We start from the raw sequence: 16500 nt of genomic DNA on the forward strand, positions 1-16500 counted from the left end.
AAGAAGAGGTTTTTAATGAGTCATCGTTTAAAGAAAAGCAAACTTGCCTTCATTCTTACGCTTTTGTTGCTGGTACAATCTTTACAGCTAACAGGAAGTATGGAAGTTACGGCGGCAGAGGTTGGCAAGAATCCTCCAACAGCACAAGAGGAGATAATTCCGCCATGGGCACAGCAGTCATTTGCCAATTTAACTCGCCAAAAGGTCATTCAGGGATATGAAGATGGCACGTTTAAACCGGATCAAATTGTAACACGTGCTGAATTAGCTGTATTTGTGTATCGTATGGCAAGCTTGACCGGATTTAAGCATTCTGAAAGAGATATCTCGGGTTTCTCAGATGTGAAAAAGGAATGGTTCGCGGAGGATGTGCTTGATGCATCGAACCTTGGTTTCATCCAAGGTTACGAGGACGGTAGCTTCCGCCCTAACGAGTATGTTACACGTGAGGAGACAGCAGTTTTGCTGCATCGCTTTTATCCAAGCAAAACGTTTTCAGTCTCAAGGTTTACAGATAGGAGCGCCATTGCGCCTTGGGCGACTGAGGCTGTTGTGGCATTATCAGATGCTCAGGTTCTACAAGGATATGAGGATGGCGCCTTTCATGGGAAAAGGAATTTAACTCGAGCTGAACTAGTAGTTGCACTGGATCGGATATGGAAGCTGACAAATAGTCAGACGCCAACATCTGATATAACGCTATCTGTTACTGTTCAAACTCCGGATAATAACTTGATGGTCGATGCACAAGTATTTGTTCATCCTCAAGGAAAAAAAATGTTCATGGCGGAGGGGAAGACCGATGCAAAGGGAAACGTTACGTTCTCTCTGCCTTCCGGCTCTTATGAACTATATTCGATTGGTCAAGAATCTGTTGCTTATAAGAAAGTTGAAGTTGACAGTGTGCATACGGCATTTCAATTAAAGACTGAATCAGCCGCTTCTTTCACTGGAAGGGTTGTCGCCAAGAATGGAAGCCCATCGGCCGGAACTTTGGTCACCCTTACGACAAATCCTACATTCTTTGCTGTAACGAAGTCAGACGGAACATTCAAAGCCGTTGTTCTTCCTGAAAAGGATTATACAGTTAACTTATTGGAAGATCCTCGAATTCAGAGTTATACAGCTCAGACGGACAGACCCGAGGGTGTATTCGGTGCTGGGATGGATGTGCTGCAAGGGCTTAACTTGCTGGATTCGGATCAAGCCTCAATACCTGGCTGCGCTTGCAGCAAAGTTGCTTTAGCGGGGACCTATCACTCGCCTAAAGCAGGTGAACACAAGGAACTCGGCCAATTGGTTTTCTCTTCTTCCCAAGAAGCAGCATCAGGCGGCTCATCTGGCAATTCCTCGGGTAATCCCACTGGAGGAGGTAGTGACACAGACCGAATACCACCTGCAATTCCGACAAGACTGGTAGCTACCTCAGGGGATAAGGAAGCGGATTTGAGCTGGACAGCCAATAATGACGATGACTTGGCAGGGTATAAGATATATATGTCTATTGACGGCGGTGTTACTTGGACGTTAAGTACAGACAATGGTCTTAACACCTTATACAAAGCCAAAAGTCTTACGAATGGAATTTCCTATCAATTCGCAGCTACAGCCTACGATAAGTTGGGCAACGAATCCATGCGCTCGATATCCGTTGAAGTTATTCCTTCCGGCCCCCCTCCACAGGAAGACCTTGAGCCACCAACCATTCCTGCCGGGCTGACCGGTAATGCCGGTGACAGCAAGGTGACGCTTGGTTGGGAGACCAACAGCGAAGCTGATTTGGCAGGATACAATGTTTATGTATCAGCCGATGCTGTAACATGGAACACAGCTGTTGATGTGGGCACGGCTGTGAATTATACGGCTCTCAATCTAACCAACGGTATTCCTTATCGATTTGCTATTACTGCTTATGATCAAAGCGGCAATGAATCGGATAAATCATCAACGTTTACAACAACTCCAGTCTCCAGCAATGGCGGCAACAACTTGCCTCCAGACCCTATCGGAGCAGCCAACCCGCTAACGACAACTAGCATACCAAGCTTCACGGCGATGACTGAATTCTTATATACCGGAAGTCAGCCGATACAAACTGGTGTTGTACCGGGAGCGATTGACGAACACCTTTCAGCCGTGCTGAGAGGCAAAGTGCTGGATAAATCAGGCGAACTGCTCTCGGGCGTGAAGATCACGCTGTTGGATCACAGTGAGTGGGGGCAGACATTTAGCCGGGCCGACGGTATGTTCGATATGGCTGTAAACGGCGGTGGTAACGGCACGGTTCAATATGAGAAGAACGGTTATATGATAGTGCAGCGGAAGTGGAATGTCATTTCCGGCGATTATGCTGCCATTCCAGATGTCGTGATGACGGCTTATGATACGCAAGTTACAGTAGTCGATCTGATGGATGCAGAGCAGGTTCAGAGTGCGCAAGGCAGTACGGTTAGCGACTCAGAGGGACAACGTACACCAACGGTTATTTTTCCGAAAGGCGTGACAGGTTCCATGCGTCTGCCGGACGGCACGATGCAGCAATTAACCGAAATTCATTTGCGGGCAACTGAATATACGGTTGGTGAGCAGGGGATGAAGGCTATGCCCGGGGATTTACCTTCCTATGTGGGTTACACGCATGCTGTAGAATTATCGGCAGATGAGGCAATCGCAGCCCAATCTTCAGAAGTTGTGTTTAATCAGCCCTTGTTTTATTATGTGGAAAATTATCTTGATTTTCCCGTAGGTGAAATCGTACCGACAGGTTACTTCGATCGCCTATTAGGAAACTGGGTCGCCTCTGACAATGGCAAAGTGATTCGTATCATGTCAATCGATAATGGAGAAGCTGCAATCGATACGGACGGCGACGGAAGTGAAGACAGTGAGGAGCGACTGCTAGAGCTTGGTCTCACGGAGGAAGAGAGAGTGAAACTGGCAGAGCTTTACTTGCCCGGCCAAAGTCTATGGCGAACGCCGATCGAGCATTTTACTCCTTGGGACACTAATTGGCCATATGGACCTCCGCCAGATGCGATCAATCCTCCGGATAAGAGCCCTAATTTCAATCAGATTGATATTAAAGACCCTTGTGAACAGAGTGGTTCTATTATTGGTTGTCAAAACCAAACTTTAGGGGAGAGAATACCCATTCCGGGCACTGGGATGGCACTCACTTACAACAGTGAAAGGTCCGAGGGCTTTTTTCCTAAATCCAGACTTGAAATACCGGTAAGCGATGAGAACCCGATGCCTGCATCGCTCAAGTACATGACTGTACAGATTGATATTGGTGGTAATACTTACACGAAACAATTCGCCGCTTTATCCAATCAACAATGGACGTTTGATTGGAACGGGAAGGATGCTTACCAGAGATTGTTAACGAGCGCCCATCCGTATAAGGTAACTGTCTCTTATCATTACTCCGCTCGTTACTACCGTTCTGCCGAAGAGTTCTACCAAAGCTTCGGGCGTGTAACTCCTACAGGCGTGGTTATAGGAAGAGCAAATGCGCAACGTGAGGTAACCACATCACGAACATGGAACGGGCAGCTGGAGAGTCCCGTTAACCGTTATAAGGAATCAGGTATTGCTGGTTGGAGTCTGGATGTTCACCATATCTATGATCAAACGCAGAAAATGCTGCATACCGGTAATCATCAAAAATTTGAGAGAAGCGCTTCGTTATTTAAAGAATTGAAAATTACCGGTGATCCTGATAATTCGGTTAGTAAGACGACGTTGGAACAGGACTTCGACTTCGACAGATCGATTTTGGTCGCAGGTTTGGAACGAGAATATTACACAACAGCTTACGCGAAAGAGGAAGATAACTATCTGTTAATTCGCATAGGTTACGATGGAACATTTCATCGAGCTGGCGAATTTGGGCCGAATTTTAAACCATCAACAGTTAGGGTTGATGCATCTGGTGCAATTTATGTGTACTCGTATGAGGCATCCTCAATAATTAGGAAAAAAAGAACAGAAACACAGTGGATAACTGTAGCTGGTACAGGAACTAGAGGTAGCGGCAGTACGCCGATTGCGGAAGGTTCAAAGGCCAATCAGGCAGAGTTGGCCGAAGTAATTGATTTAGAAATAAGCCCGGACGGAAGTATTTATTTTCTTCAAGTTGAGGCAAGTAACAAAGGAAGATTGTACCGGATCGGTACTGATGGGCACATTGCACAAATGAATGATCCTGGGGTTGTTGAAAGCCTTGAGAACGGCCCTGCAACCAAGGAAGCTGTGGGACTTGTGCACGGCATCATGATAGGGCCTGATGGCAGCTTGTACTTGAAGGATAACAATTACGATTATTATGGCGGGATGAAAACTCGTTATCGAAAGATTAGTCCAGATGGGACGCTTTCTCGCTATGCAGGCGAGTACGGTTATAACGTATATGGCAACAGTTTAGAGGATGGTGCAGAAGCCATTGGCACACGATTCAATGCGAACGATCTAGATATGATGGATGCACGAGGGCGTCTTTATTTTCAAGATAAGTTGTTCCGCAATAAGATATACCGAATTAATGAGAAAGGTGATCTAGAGTTGGTTCAATCGGCATTGTTGGAGAAAATGAAGGATGAGCTAAATGGAACGCGTTTATTTCTCCAAGCCGTAGAATCAGATGGCAGTCTGATTGTCGCGGATCAATATTTGAAAAAACATTATAGAATTACTTCTAATGAGACGATGTATGTACCGGATGAGAGTGGAATGAAAATCTACCAATTTGACGGTAGGAACGGAAGACTTATAAAAACACTCCATTCACTCACAGGCGCTCTGATTAATGAGCTGAGCTATGATGATTCGGGGCATCTTATCGCCATCCATGATGGAGAGGGCAATCAGGTCTTGATTGAACGCGATGTCAGCGGTGTGCCGTTAGCAATCACTGAACCGGGTGGAGGGAGGACGAAGCTTGATGTCGACGCCAATGGCGAGCTCGTTGCGGTTACGGATAACGCGGGTCGCTCATACAAGATGGTGTACGATGCCCAGGGGCTGCTTACTCGGTTTATAGATCCAAATCAAGCTGTCAGTGAGTATGAGTATGATAGCAAGGGGCTGTTAGTTCGTGCAGAGAATGCATTGGATGGTGTTAAAACACTGCAAAGGACAGATACAGCGGTCGGATATAGGGTTGTATTTACTGATCCGGAAGCTCGTTCTACTGTTTATAAAGTAGAGAAATCCAATGGGAAATTGATTCGTACCTCGATTGACCCGGCTGGGGGACAAACGGTTTTGACCGTTCATGGCGATTACAGCCAGCAGTTGGATTTGCCGAATGGTACGACCGTCAACAAAACGTTCTCACCTGATCCGCGCTGGGGCATGAATGTCCCAGTACTGCAAGAGATGACAGCCATAAATGCAGATGGTCGCCAAGTGAAATTTTCGGAATCTCGTTTGGCCGTTGTACCAAATGGTACGTTGGAATCCTACACCGTGCAGTACAACATCAATGGGGCAATATCTAAGGTGCAGTATGAGGTAGCAACACGTAAATATACAGAGACAAGTGCAGAAGGTGCCGTATTATATACGTACTTGGATGGGAAGGGGAGGGTAAGCAGAATTGCGACTGCAGATTCCTCACTATCTGGAACTTCCTATCATTATGATGAACGAGGTCGTCTTGAGCGAATTGAACGTAGTGATCAAGCACTTAATTATGCCTATGATGAGAAAAATCGGTTGAAATCTGTCTTTGATGCATATGGAAGCGTGAAAAACTATGGATATGACGAAACAGGACGCGTGATCAGTATGGAGACACCTGGAGGTAAAACGTATCGTAAAGACTACGATGATTTCGGTAATCCAACCAAGATCACCATGCCTGACGGTACTAATTACAGCCAGCATTTTAACTCATTAAATCAGTTTGAAGGATTCAACCCTGATGGTTTGGAGCCTTGGATTTCACTGGAGCATAGCAATAGCGGAAAGTTAGAACAATCGAAACTGAGAAGTGGCAGAGAAACCAACTATCTGTATGAACAAATTGGAGGTAAGCGAATGACAGCAATGAATGATCCCGATATTCTTCGCACATTCACTTATGCAGATGCCACGGAACGTGTTCAAAAGATTCAAAGCGAGCAAGCAGGAAGCTTACAAGAGATTGCTTACACTTATGATGGAGAAGATGTTAGTCGCATGATCTGGTCTGGCGCAGCAGAAGGAAGATTCGACTACACGTATGATGCTTTGTCAAATGTGATAGGGTTCCAAACATCAGTGACAGGACAAGTTTATGGCGCTCTAACGAATACAACAGTCAATACGCCGATTAGCTTCGATCTTGATAATCGGATGACTCGATTTGGCGCGTTTGAATTCAATCGCAGTGGCCCTGGCAGAACCATCAGATTCATTAGTGATGGAAAATTAAAAGTCAACATAGGCTATGATGAAATTGGCAGGAAGGTAAACCAAACAACTGAACTTGATGGTGATGAAGTACATCGGATTGAATATGAGTATGATAAGAGAGGATTGGTTACAGATAGAACCGTTACTTCTGTAGAAGGCCAAGCAAAGGAACACTATGAATTCGATAGGGACGGCCAATTAATTTCTACCGAACGATACGGTGCGGATGGAAAATTGGATATTGAGACCTATGAATATGACGAGAACAAGAACAGGATCAGTCGGGAGTTTAACGGTGCAAAGGAAATAAGCGTGTATGATAAGTTCGATCAGCTTAAGAATGTTGGCGCAACCGCTTATTTATTCGATGATGACGGGTTCTTAAAACAGCGAGGTAACGATTCGTTTCGTTATGGCATCCGCGGAGAATTGCTTGAAGCCACGGTTAGCGATGCGACTTATAAGTACACCTATGATGCAATTGGGAGAAGGACAGCTCGGCAGGATGAGTCTGGTGGAAAGGTTCAGTACCTGTACGGTCACCCGCACTCCTTGCAGATGCTGACTACATCTATCGATCCAAACGGTGTTATGACTCAGTATGATTATGATGAGAATGGACTGTTGCTAGGACTGGAGCGGGCAGGCGTACGATATTACGTAATTACTGACGGTGTAGGAACTCCTCAATTAGTGCTCGATACCGACGGGAAAGTCGTCAAAAAGCTTAGGTACGACAGCTATGGCGTGCTGCTGAATGATTCGAATCCAGCATTTGAACTCGTGATTGGCTTTGCCGGGGGGATTGGGGATGGAGCGACAGGATTGATTCGGTTCGGGGCACGCGATTATGATGCATTCAGTGGGCGGTGGACGGCTCGTGATCCGATTCTGCATGAAAGCGGGCAGGCTAATTTGTACGCTTACGTGAACAATAACCCTGTACTATTGCGTGATCCCTGCGGTCTGTTCTGCATCGGAGGTTCTTTATATGAAGGTATTGGTGGAGGTGGGAAAGTTTGCGCAACCGACGAAGGATTCTCAGCCTGCGTAGAGTTCGGATTTGGCGCCGGTGGCGGTTTGGATGTGAATCCTTTCGAGGACTTGTCAAAGGATGCTATTGGCGTTGAAGTGACGGGCAAGCTTTCATATGGACCTGCATCATTAACTTTAGGAATGAAGGTAGAAGATAGCTGGGATGGAGGGTGCCCCTCATTGGGTGGTGTCGCCAAAGCCGATTTTGGTCCGGCACGAATTGATTTAATGGATCTATCGAAGTCCGGGGTTAAAGGGAAAGATAGCCAAATGCATGACGATGTCCGAGATTTAATGAAAAATAAGGACTACACTCCCGGTGGATCTATCACAGTTAAAGCAGAAGCAGCAATGAAGGCAAAACTCTGCAAGCCACTCCGTTGGTAAAATACAAAGCTGAGCGATCGGATTTGGAGTAATTAACAAGAAAATAAGGGCTGTCCTTCAAGGTCATTCGACCTAGAGGGACAGCCCTTATTGTCATGCAATATCAACTCATTAAATAATTTGACCTTTAATCATTGTCCATTGTACTTGGAATTGTTCATCTAACAAGACAAGATCAGCATCAAAACCCGCCGAGATCCTGCCTATAGTATCAAGGCCGAGTATGCGTGCAGGAGTTGTTGCTGCCATTTGAACCGCGTCTGTCAATGAAATACCTGTTTCAACGGTTAAACGCAGTGCCTCATTCATCGTAACTGTACTGGAGGCTAAAGTCCCATCCTCTAGACGTGCCACACCTTCGGTAACCGTAACATGATGGCCACCGAACACATAATTTCCATCCCCTAAACCCATGGCTTGCAAAGCATCTGTGATAAGTACCATGCCATCTGGTCCTTTGAGACGATGCATCATTCGAACGATCGCAGGATGCAAATGGATGCCATCTACAATCGCTTGGAGACTGACATGTTCTTCTTCAAAAGCTGCTACAACTAGGCCTGGATCCCGATGATGAATCGGCCGCATGCCATTGAAACAATGCGTAACATGACTCGCTCCTGCTGCAAAGGCTTGCTTGGCCTCCTCGTAAGAGGCATCTGAGTGCGCTACAGCGATAACCACACCCATTTCCTTCAGATAAGAAATGAGTTCCATTCCACCAGGCAATTCTGGAGCTATCGTAACCATTTTAATCAGTCCATCGGCTTCGTTAAAAATATCCTTCATTTCAGTCAGATTCGGATGACGTAAATATCGTTCATTTTGCATACCTTTACGTTTAGGATTCAGGTAAGGCCCCTCTAGATGAAGCCCGGCAATTTTGGCCCCGACTTCATGCCCGATAACACGTTTGACGCTTCGAATCATGGCTAATAATTCTTCGATTGTAGAGCTGACAGAGGTGACCAAGAATGAGGTGCACCCTGTTTCAGCACAAGCCCTTGAAACTTCCTGAATACTTGTCTCACTGCCATCCATCATATTGTATCCGTTGGCACCGTGAATATGCACATCGATCATGCCGGGTACTAATAAATGTCCTTGACCATCTATGAATTCATATTCGCCCTCTGGAAGAGAAGTCGGACCACTTTCTATTTTTTCAATCCTTCCGTTTCGTATCCAAAGTGTGACAGATAGTTCGGGGGCATCTTGTTGAAGCACATTTACATTGTGTAGAATTTTAAGACTCATGGCTCTTTTCCTCCTCATAGTTGTGTTTCTCATCACATTGAATTATCGTTATATTTTTATGATGAAGAACTTCGCTTATTTCGATAGGCACCTCTTGATCGGTAATCAAAATATCTACAAAGTCAAAATCTAAACGATAAACCGACTTGCTAGCGAACTTTGTAAAATCGGCCACAGCAATAAGCTGATCCGATCGCCGGGCCATCTCCTTTTTAACGGAAACATCATCTTCGTACGGAAAATAAAGACCATCGGCGCGTATAGCTGTAGCTCCGATAAATGCCTTATCAGCTCTTAAATCTCTTAGCTTATCAATGACAGAGGGGCCATATAATAATCGATTTTTGGTGTGTAAATAGCCGCCGAGCACATAAACTTGGAGATCTTCCCGACCTGACAGAATTCCTAATATATCTATGGAATGTGTGATCGCCGTAATGTTTTTGGCGGTAATTTGTTCGGCTACAGACTGTACCGTAGTTGATACGTCAAAAATGACTGTCTCCCGATCTTGAACTAGATTAGCTGCTAACTGCCCGATCTTCCTTTTACTGTCCGTTTCGTCAATTAAACGTTCTTGATAGCTAGCTATTTCCTTCTGCAACTGAGGTAGAGCGACACCTCCATGTGTACGAATAACAACCCCTTCTTGTACTAATTTAACAATATCTCTTCGGGCTGTATCTCTAGATACATCTAGAAGAGAGCAGATATCCATAACACTCATCACGGTGTTTTTATTAACATAGTCGAGTATTTTTAGTAATCGTTCTTCCTGATACATGAATATCACCCCATATAAGTAATTCTATCATACTATTTAAGTATTTGAAAGTAATTATTAAGTAAGTTTAAGTGATTTTTAAATTAAACTCACTTGTTCAGATTATACCAATTTTACTATTTATGATAAAATTGATTTAGTTTGATGAGCTAAATTAATCCTGTATTGACGGAGGGGTTTCCTTGAATTTATTCTATATTCTTATGTTCCTATCATTATGGACAATGGGAGTCGTTCTTATAATATATAGTCTTAGAATGAACTTTTGGATCGGCATTACGTTGATTTTCGGGGGAATGGCGAGTTTTACTTTTTCCATTCATTTGGTGATCATGCCATTTATTTTACCCCTAGGATGGTTAACACCTTCCATAAGCTCACTGATATATCAACTCAGTGTCGTTGCTATGAGTATCTATTTTTACCTTTTTCCTTTTGCCGCTTGTATGGGAGCGTTATGGATCGGTGCTATTGAATCCTTTAAAAAGAAGCTGCAGGTATCGCTTCTACTTTCGATACCTGCTATTGTGGTACTATTTTCTGATAATCTTAGTACTACACCTTGGGGTAGCTTCGACATCAGCACATTCCGGTGGTGGGCCGGCTTTTATCTCCTACTAAGCTATGTATTTTACTATGTCGCCTTTAGACGAGCCACGGAGTATCACGAAAAGAGAAATAAAAAGCGGGTGGGCATCCTTTTCACTATTGGTACATTGTGTGCATTCGTATTTGATTTTGTGGGGTTTCGATCATTGACATTGAGAGAGTGGAATTTTCAACTGGAGAGTAATGGGGCGTGGAAATTTAATGTAGTGGTTGTTCTTGGTCTGGTAGCGATCATTATTTTCTATACTTTGAAGTATGGATTTCTTGGCATTAAACTAAGAATTGAACGCGATAAGTTGGATTATTCGATGAGGGCACTAACAATGGGGGTCTCCATTCTTAATCATTCCATCAAAAATGAGATTCAAAAAATCAACTATTTAACGGAGAAAACGGAGGGTTACATCCATGCCGGTCAGACCGAAAAATCCTTGCAGGCAATTGAACAAATTCATTCGGTTTCCGCTCATTTGTTAAGTATGGTTGGGAGAATTAAGGACAAAGCGGAAGACATCCTATTAAGTGAATCCCAAATAGAAGTGAAGGAGCTATTGGCAGCAGTTATTTTGCCGATGCAACCGCTTTTGGAAAGCCGCTCCGTCGAGATTATATTGAAGCAGGTGGAAACAGGTGATTTGATTTGCGATACGATACATATGAAGGAGACTCTATCAAATCTCATTCATAATGCTATGGATGCGATGGAATCGAGTGGTGGAATTATCACACTGCAAGCTGTAAAATCAAAGCGTTACTTTATCATCAAAGTGAAGGATAATGGGGTAGGCATACCTAAAGACCAACTGACCAAGATCTTTGAGCCTTTCTACACAACGAAGAAAAATTCCTATAATCATGGTCTAGGATTACCTTATTGTCTGTCGGTTATGAGGAAGCACGGAGGTAAATTGGACATTGCAGAAACAGAAATGGGGAAGGGGACGACAGTCATTCTGCAATTTCCAATTCAACGATATGTTGATTAGGTTTAATTTCCTTTAAAATAAGTCAACTTATCCTTGATACTCTTCAATTGTGATTTGATAGTGTTCGTTGATTTATGAAGTTTGTCAGATATTTGCTGTTTGCTAAACCCTTCCTTGCGAAGGTCAAATACTTCTCTCTCCATAGGAGACAATTCCATGAGCTGGATTTCACTGCGCATAATACGAGCGGCATCCGCATGGATTGTCGAACGATCCATGTGTGCTTCTCTTATGGCACGTACGATATCCTTATAACTTACTTTTGTGATGTAATTAAGAGCGCCGATTTGGAAAGATTTCATAATGACATCACGCTCTGTTAAAGATGTAAGCATGATTACTTTTATCCCTTGTTCATAGAGCTTCGACAAGATTTCCTTCATAGCCTCTAATCCATCCAGATTGTTTCCGGTTAAATTAATGTCCATTAATATGATGTCTAATGGATATCGAAAAGCCGCATCAACAGCTTCTTCCTTCGTGCCAGCGACAACAACGACCTCGATATCTTCTTCCTCAGCCAAATCTGAGCTTATGTTGTGTTGCCAAAAAAGATCATCCTCCACAAGCATGACACGTATGCGATCCATCTATGTTGCCTCCAACCGTCATTGAGTTACTCCTAGTATAACAAAGTAAACTCCAGAGTTGATAGGGTGATTTTTTTTCACCCTTGTTCACATAAGGGTGAAAAAAGTTCATCCTCCTCAAGTTTTCTATTGCGCTGTATACTACGAAATGTGCCCAGTGAGGGTTTCTGCCTTTTGGTGTAAATATAGATTATATGAAATGAGGATTAATTAAAATGAATGCAACAATGAAGCACTTACAGCCCCCCATAGGACCTAAGGGATCTTTGCTTGGTGGGAATTTGATGGCATACCGGAATGATCCGCTCGGGTTCTTAACAGGATTGCAAAAGGATTACGGTGGAGTGGCTAAAATTAGATTTGGCCCTCAGACCATGTATGTTATTTATGATCCGGCGCTTCTAAAAGAGGTCTTAATTACAAAACAAGAGCATTTTGTTAAGTTAAAAGGCTTTCAAGAGGCACGTCTTTTTGTGGGAGACGGGCTAGCGACCAGTGAGGGTGAGAAGCATAAGCGGATGAGACGTACCATGCAGCCGCATTTTACGAGAGCGCATATTCAGACTTATGCCAAGCAAATGGCAGAGATTGTTCGAAGTGAATTAGATACTTGGAAATCAGATCAAGAACGTATGCTCACGGATGATATATCAAACATCACTTTTTCAATTATTGCTAAAACACTTTTCAGTTTAGACGGAAATGATCATTCTCGTGCAATCAGGGAGCCTTATGAGTTAATTAATCAGATGTGTTCAGAACGGATGCGTTCACTTATGGCGGTACCTCTGTTCATTTCAACCGCCAAAAACCGTGCTTACAAAGATGCGCTTCAAGCGCTAGATTCTGCGGTGTATTCGATCATTCAGCAAAGAAGATTGAATCCTGAACTAGGGAATGGCGATCTTCTTTCTGTACTACTTACGGCCAAAGATGAAAGTGGAGCCGTTATGAGTGATAGGGAGTTGCGCGACGAGTTGATGATTATGTTTATTGCGGGGCATGAGACTTCGGCAAACGCGTTATCGTGGGCTTTTTCATATATCTTGCAGCAGCCAGAGGTAGAATTAAAACTTTACGAGGAGTGGGATCGTGTACTACAAGGAAATGATCCCTCTGATGCGAATTATATGCAGCTTACCTATACGCAAAACGTACTATGGGAGGCGATGCGATTGCGATCACCAAGCTTTTTTACGGGACGTTCTGCAACAGCGGACGTTGAGATCGGCCATTTTACAGTGAAGAAGGGGCAGTCTATTCTATTTAGTCCTTACGCGATGCACCAGAATCCTGAATATTTTCCAGACCCGTTATCTTTTATTCCGGAACGGTTCGAGAATGATCTTGTGAAACGGATACCACAGTTTGCTTATATTCCTTTCGGCGGTGGGCCGCGTGGTTGTATCGGAAGCCATTTTGCGATGCTAGAGATGGTGATCGCTTTGTGTATGATTGGTCAGCGTTATCGGCTTCGCTTAGTGCCAGGTCAGCTACCGATCGAAATGGAGCCACTAATGACATTACGGCCTAAGAATGGCATTAAGGTGATTTTGAGAGAGCATTAAGTAAAAGAGAAAGAGCTATAGAGATACATCGTCTAAAAACAAACTAAGTAAGGAGAATTACTTATATGGATATTCAAGCTGAATTTGGATTCCGCTGCAAACAACTCCGAGCACGATCCGGCATGTCACAGGAAATCTTGGCGTATAGAGCAGGTCTTGATCGTACCTATATAAGTAGTGTGGAACGGGGGGAACGTAATGTGAGCCTCGTGAGTATGGAGAAAATTGCTTCCGCATTCCATGTATCCCTTGGTTATATGTTCTCTATAGAACGATTCTCCGATACTCCTGCCTATCAACGGCAAGATTTCGTACTTCCACTCTCAGAACGATTTAAATATCATGTTGATTTTGAAAATAGAATATTATCTTTTCAGATCAGGGGATTGTTGAATGGGGAGCATGTTGAATACATGTCGAAAACTTGGTTTAAAATAAGCGCTTTATTTGGGGATAAAGACTTAAGTGTATTTTTCGACTATCGGGGTATGTTGGCTTCTGATGGTGATCCTGCGGTATTTTTACCAGAGGTTGCAGAAAAGGCAGGTTTGTTCCAAAAGAAACTGACTTCAAATATAAATCGAATGGTAACACTCTGTAATTCTGAATACATGATGCAGCAATTAAATCATGTTTCGGCGATGAGCAATACTATGGATAGATCACTAAACCTATTTGGACACAATAATGAAATGATTGAAAATGCGTATCAACTTTTGGGAATAAACGATAATGAACTTATAAAAAATTGTAGTGTAATTCAGTCCAACTAGTAAAAGTAGAAGTAGCTTGTGTACACATATAATAAAAGCAATGATAATAACAACTAAATATAGAGGCTGCTTTCCGCTTGTGCGGTAAGTTGGTTCTTTTAGTTGTTGATAATTATGCTAGTATACTGTATCAATTTCAGATCCGGATCGTACCCTAAGGTGATTGGAGAAAAGTTATGAAACCTAAGTTTATCGTATTGGATCTAGATGGCACCCTTCTAAATTCAAAAAAGCAAGTATCTCAAAGAAATTTGTTCGCTTTGCAGAAGGTGAAAACTGAGGATATACATATTATTTTTGCAACAGCCCGTCCTCCAAGGAATGTGAAATATGAAGATATAAATTTGTTTTCTTTTGGAACGGTGGTTTTTTATAATGGTGGATTATTTCAATGCAATGTGACAGATCAGGAGATTCATTATTCAATATCTAAAGAATTAGTTGCTTCTATTTTCGATTATTGCCTATCGGTAGACCCTGAATCCAATATAAGTGTTGAAGTCAAAGATGAATGGTTCAGTTATAAATCGTTGGATTATCGAGAAATGATGAAGATTACAACAAACCCAACAATTATTAGTATAGAAAAACTGAAAACCTTTGATTGTACGAAAATTCTTATAACGGATTGTCATGATTCTGAACATATCATGAATAAGTTTGGAGACCAGGTAAATATTATAAGTACAGATGATGGGAAGTTAATTCAAATAATGTCTTTAAAAGCGTCAAAAGAAAATGCTGTTAAGCATTTAATTGAATCGCTAGGTTATAAAATGAGTGATGTCATGTGTTTTGGAGATGACTTTAATGATTTAGGATTGTTTCAATCCTGTGGCAGTTCAATAGCGATGGGGAATGCAATTAAAGAATTAAAAGAAATTGCAACAGAAATAACAGAAACGAATGATAATGATGGAGTTGCTTTAATATTAGAAAGAATCCTGGGTATCTCGCAAATGTAGGGTAGCTTGAGCTAATACCTATTTACGCTGGAGATTCAGCTGCCATGTTTGAATATGATTACATCCATTGGAATTATCTCTCTAAGGCCTGAATGGGCTGGTGCAACACCAAATTAGGATTAATCTACCATGAACGGAACGGAGAACTAAATGGGGCAGATTAGTTTAAGGATGATATGCCGAGCCTTTCATTGGTAGTGGTTAGGCATTATTCAGATGATAAAGAAATGACCGGGCTGCTCACTCGGTCATTTTTTGTTCTCATGCACGCTGAATCAATCGATGAAAAATCCTCCTTTAGCCATTTTGTATATCATTTCCATTATTTTTTCAAACTTTGTATCCGAATGTTTGAACACAGATTGAGTGGGAAATTGTTGTGATTTGTTGACATTGTAGTAATCGTAATTATACACAGGGAGCAGATTGCCGCGGCAACTGCTCCCTGTTTTCAGGCAGTAATGTTTGCTTTTCTCATAAACGTGCAGGGCAGTTTTATTCATTAGCCGCAAATCATTTATCTCGAAACGTTAACTTGTACCTTAATTCCCATTATCGTTACCGTTCTGCAATCTTCACCTTTCAAACACATATAGCTTTCCGTTCTCTGGATAAGAAAATCCTGGGCCGCTGAACCCTCTTTTTCGCAGTTCTTTGCGCATTTCCCTCATAAGAGAGCCATGGCTGACAATTAATATTGATTTGTGTCTGCCGGTAGCGATTTGATCCAAAATTTCGCTGATTCTCTGCTGTGCATTTCTAATTTGCTCCCGGCTCTCATGATTTGTAAGTTGTTTGAGTTTTACGGCGACGGCCCACCATATAAAAGGCATTTTCAGATTTGTAGTAAATGTAGGCAATGGTATCTCCCTTAATTTGCTGGACTCTATCACTTCTCCTCTGTAAGTTTCCTTTGCCGTTAGGATCGCTCTTAACATGTCGCTTGAGTAACATATTTCCCAATCAATATCACACAAATTCACGTCTTTTACAACAACATCGGCTTTATCATAATCTGCGAACCATTTAATCACCACATCTTTCGACACTAACCTTTGATTCGGGTATGCTAGTTTGACTTCAAAGTGTCGAAGAATTCCAATTATCATATAAAAACCTCCGTTTATGACTTTATTAGTTTGTATAG

The 16500-nt window shown here is 42.7% G+C and carries 9 protein-coding genes; 5 read left to right on the forward strand and 4 right to left on the reverse strand.

What is annotated here, in order from left to right:
- Positions 1-15 precede the first annotated feature (15 nt).
- Positions 16-7821 carry an S-layer homology domain-containing protein gene (locus tag AC58PV_RS06355; protein ID WP_497431436.1) on the forward strand — a complete coding sequence of 2602 codons (7806 nt, stop codon included), beginning with the start codon at positions 16-18 and terminating at the stop codon, positions 7819-7821.
- Between the two features lie 111 nt (positions 7822-7932).
- Here the strand turns inward: AC58PV_RS06355 and nagA are convergent, their stop codons facing one another.
- Complete coding sequence (gene nagA, locus AC58PV_RS06360; RefSeq protein ID WP_497431437.1) at positions 7933-9078, reverse strand: N-acetylglucosamine-6-phosphate deacetylase; 1146 nt, start codon at positions 9076-9078, stop codon at positions 7933-7935.
- Positions 9068-9862 (reverse strand): DeoR/GlpR family DNA-binding transcription regulator, encoded by a 795-nt coding sequence (locus AC58PV_RS06365; RefSeq protein ID WP_497431438.1) that lies wholly within the window; start codon positions 9860-9862, stop codon positions 9068-9070. The genes nagA and AC58PV_RS06365 overlap by 11 nt, the downstream gene beginning before the upstream one ends.
- Before the next feature lie 755 nt (positions 9863-10617).
- Between AC58PV_RS06365 and AC58PV_RS06370 the strand changes: the two genes are divergently transcribed.
- On the forward strand, positions 10618-11457 hold the full coding sequence (locus tag AC58PV_RS06370) for a sensor histidine kinase (protein ID WP_497431439.1): 840 nt from the start codon (positions 10618-10620) through the stop codon (positions 11455-11457).
- Between the two features lie 2 nt (positions 11458-11459).
- On the opposite strand, the gene AC58PV_RS06375 is transcribed toward AC58PV_RS06370, so the two are convergent.
- Positions 11460-12047, reverse strand: a complete 588-nt coding sequence (locus tag AC58PV_RS06375; protein WP_497431440.1) for a response regulator — start codon at positions 12045-12047, stop codon at positions 11460-11462.
- A gap of 215 nt (positions 12048-12262) precedes the next feature.
- Between AC58PV_RS06375 and AC58PV_RS06380 the strand changes: the two genes are divergently transcribed.
- The 3 genes from AC58PV_RS06380 (at position 12263) to AC58PV_RS06390 (ending at position 15353) form a co-directional block, all read left to right on the forward strand.
- Positions 12263-13615 (forward strand): cytochrome P450, encoded by a 1353-nt coding sequence (locus tag AC58PV_RS06380; protein ID WP_497431441.1) that lies wholly within the window; start codon positions 12263-12265, stop codon positions 13613-13615.
- A gap of 65 nt (positions 13616-13680) precedes the next feature.
- Entirely contained in the window at positions 13681-14388 is a 708-nt protein-coding gene (locus AC58PV_RS06385; protein WP_497431442.1) for a helix-turn-helix domain-containing protein, read from the forward strand.
- Positions 14389-14564: 176 nt separating this feature from the next.
- Positions 14565-15353 (forward strand): Cof-type HAD-IIB family hydrolase, encoded by a 789-nt coding sequence (locus tag AC58PV_RS06390; RefSeq protein WP_497431443.1) that lies wholly within the window; start codon positions 14565-14567, stop codon positions 15351-15353.
- A gap of 575 nt (positions 15354-15928) precedes the next feature.
- Here the strand turns inward: AC58PV_RS06390 and AC58PV_RS06395 are convergent.
- The gene (locus AC58PV_RS06395; protein ID WP_497431444.1) at positions 15929-16462 is read right to left on the reverse strand and encodes a histidine phosphatase family protein; all 534 of its coding nucleotides are present in this window, start codon (positions 16460-16462) and stop codon (positions 15929-15931) included.
- Between the last annotated feature and the right edge of the window lie 38 nt (positions 16463-16500).

It is taken from the genome of Paenibacillus sp. J22FR83 (genome assembly GCF_059691955.1).

Coding starts and splice junctions, on each gene's coding strand:
- AC58PV_RS06355 (WP_497431436.1), top strand. CDS start 16: ATGAGTCATCGTTTAAAGAAAAGCAAACTTGCCTTCATTCTTACGCTT.
- nagA (WP_497431437.1), bottom strand. CDS start 9,078: ATGAGTCTTAAAATTCTACACAATGTAAATGTGCTTCAACAAGATGCC.
- AC58PV_RS06365 (WP_497431438.1), bottom strand. CDS start 9,862: ATGTATCAGGAAGAACGATTACTAAAAATACTCGACTATGTTAATAAA.
- AC58PV_RS06375 (WP_497431440.1), bottom strand. CDS start 12,047: ATGGATCGCATACGTGTCATGCTTGTGGAGGATGATCTTTTTTGGCAA.
- AC58PV_RS06380 (WP_497431441.1), top strand. CDS start 12,263: ATGAATGCAACAATGAAGCACTTACAGCCCCCCATAGGACCTAAGGGA.
- AC58PV_RS06385 (WP_497431442.1), top strand. CDS start 13,681: ATGGATATTCAAGCTGAATTTGGATTCCGCTGCAAACAACTCCGAGCA.
- AC58PV_RS06390 (WP_497431443.1), top strand. CDS start 14,565: ATGAAACCTAAGTTTATCGTATTGGATCTAGATGGCACCCTTCTAAAT.
- AC58PV_RS06395 (WP_497431444.1), bottom strand. CDS start 16,462: ATGATAATTGGAATTCTTCGACACTTTGAAGTCAAACTAGCATACCCG.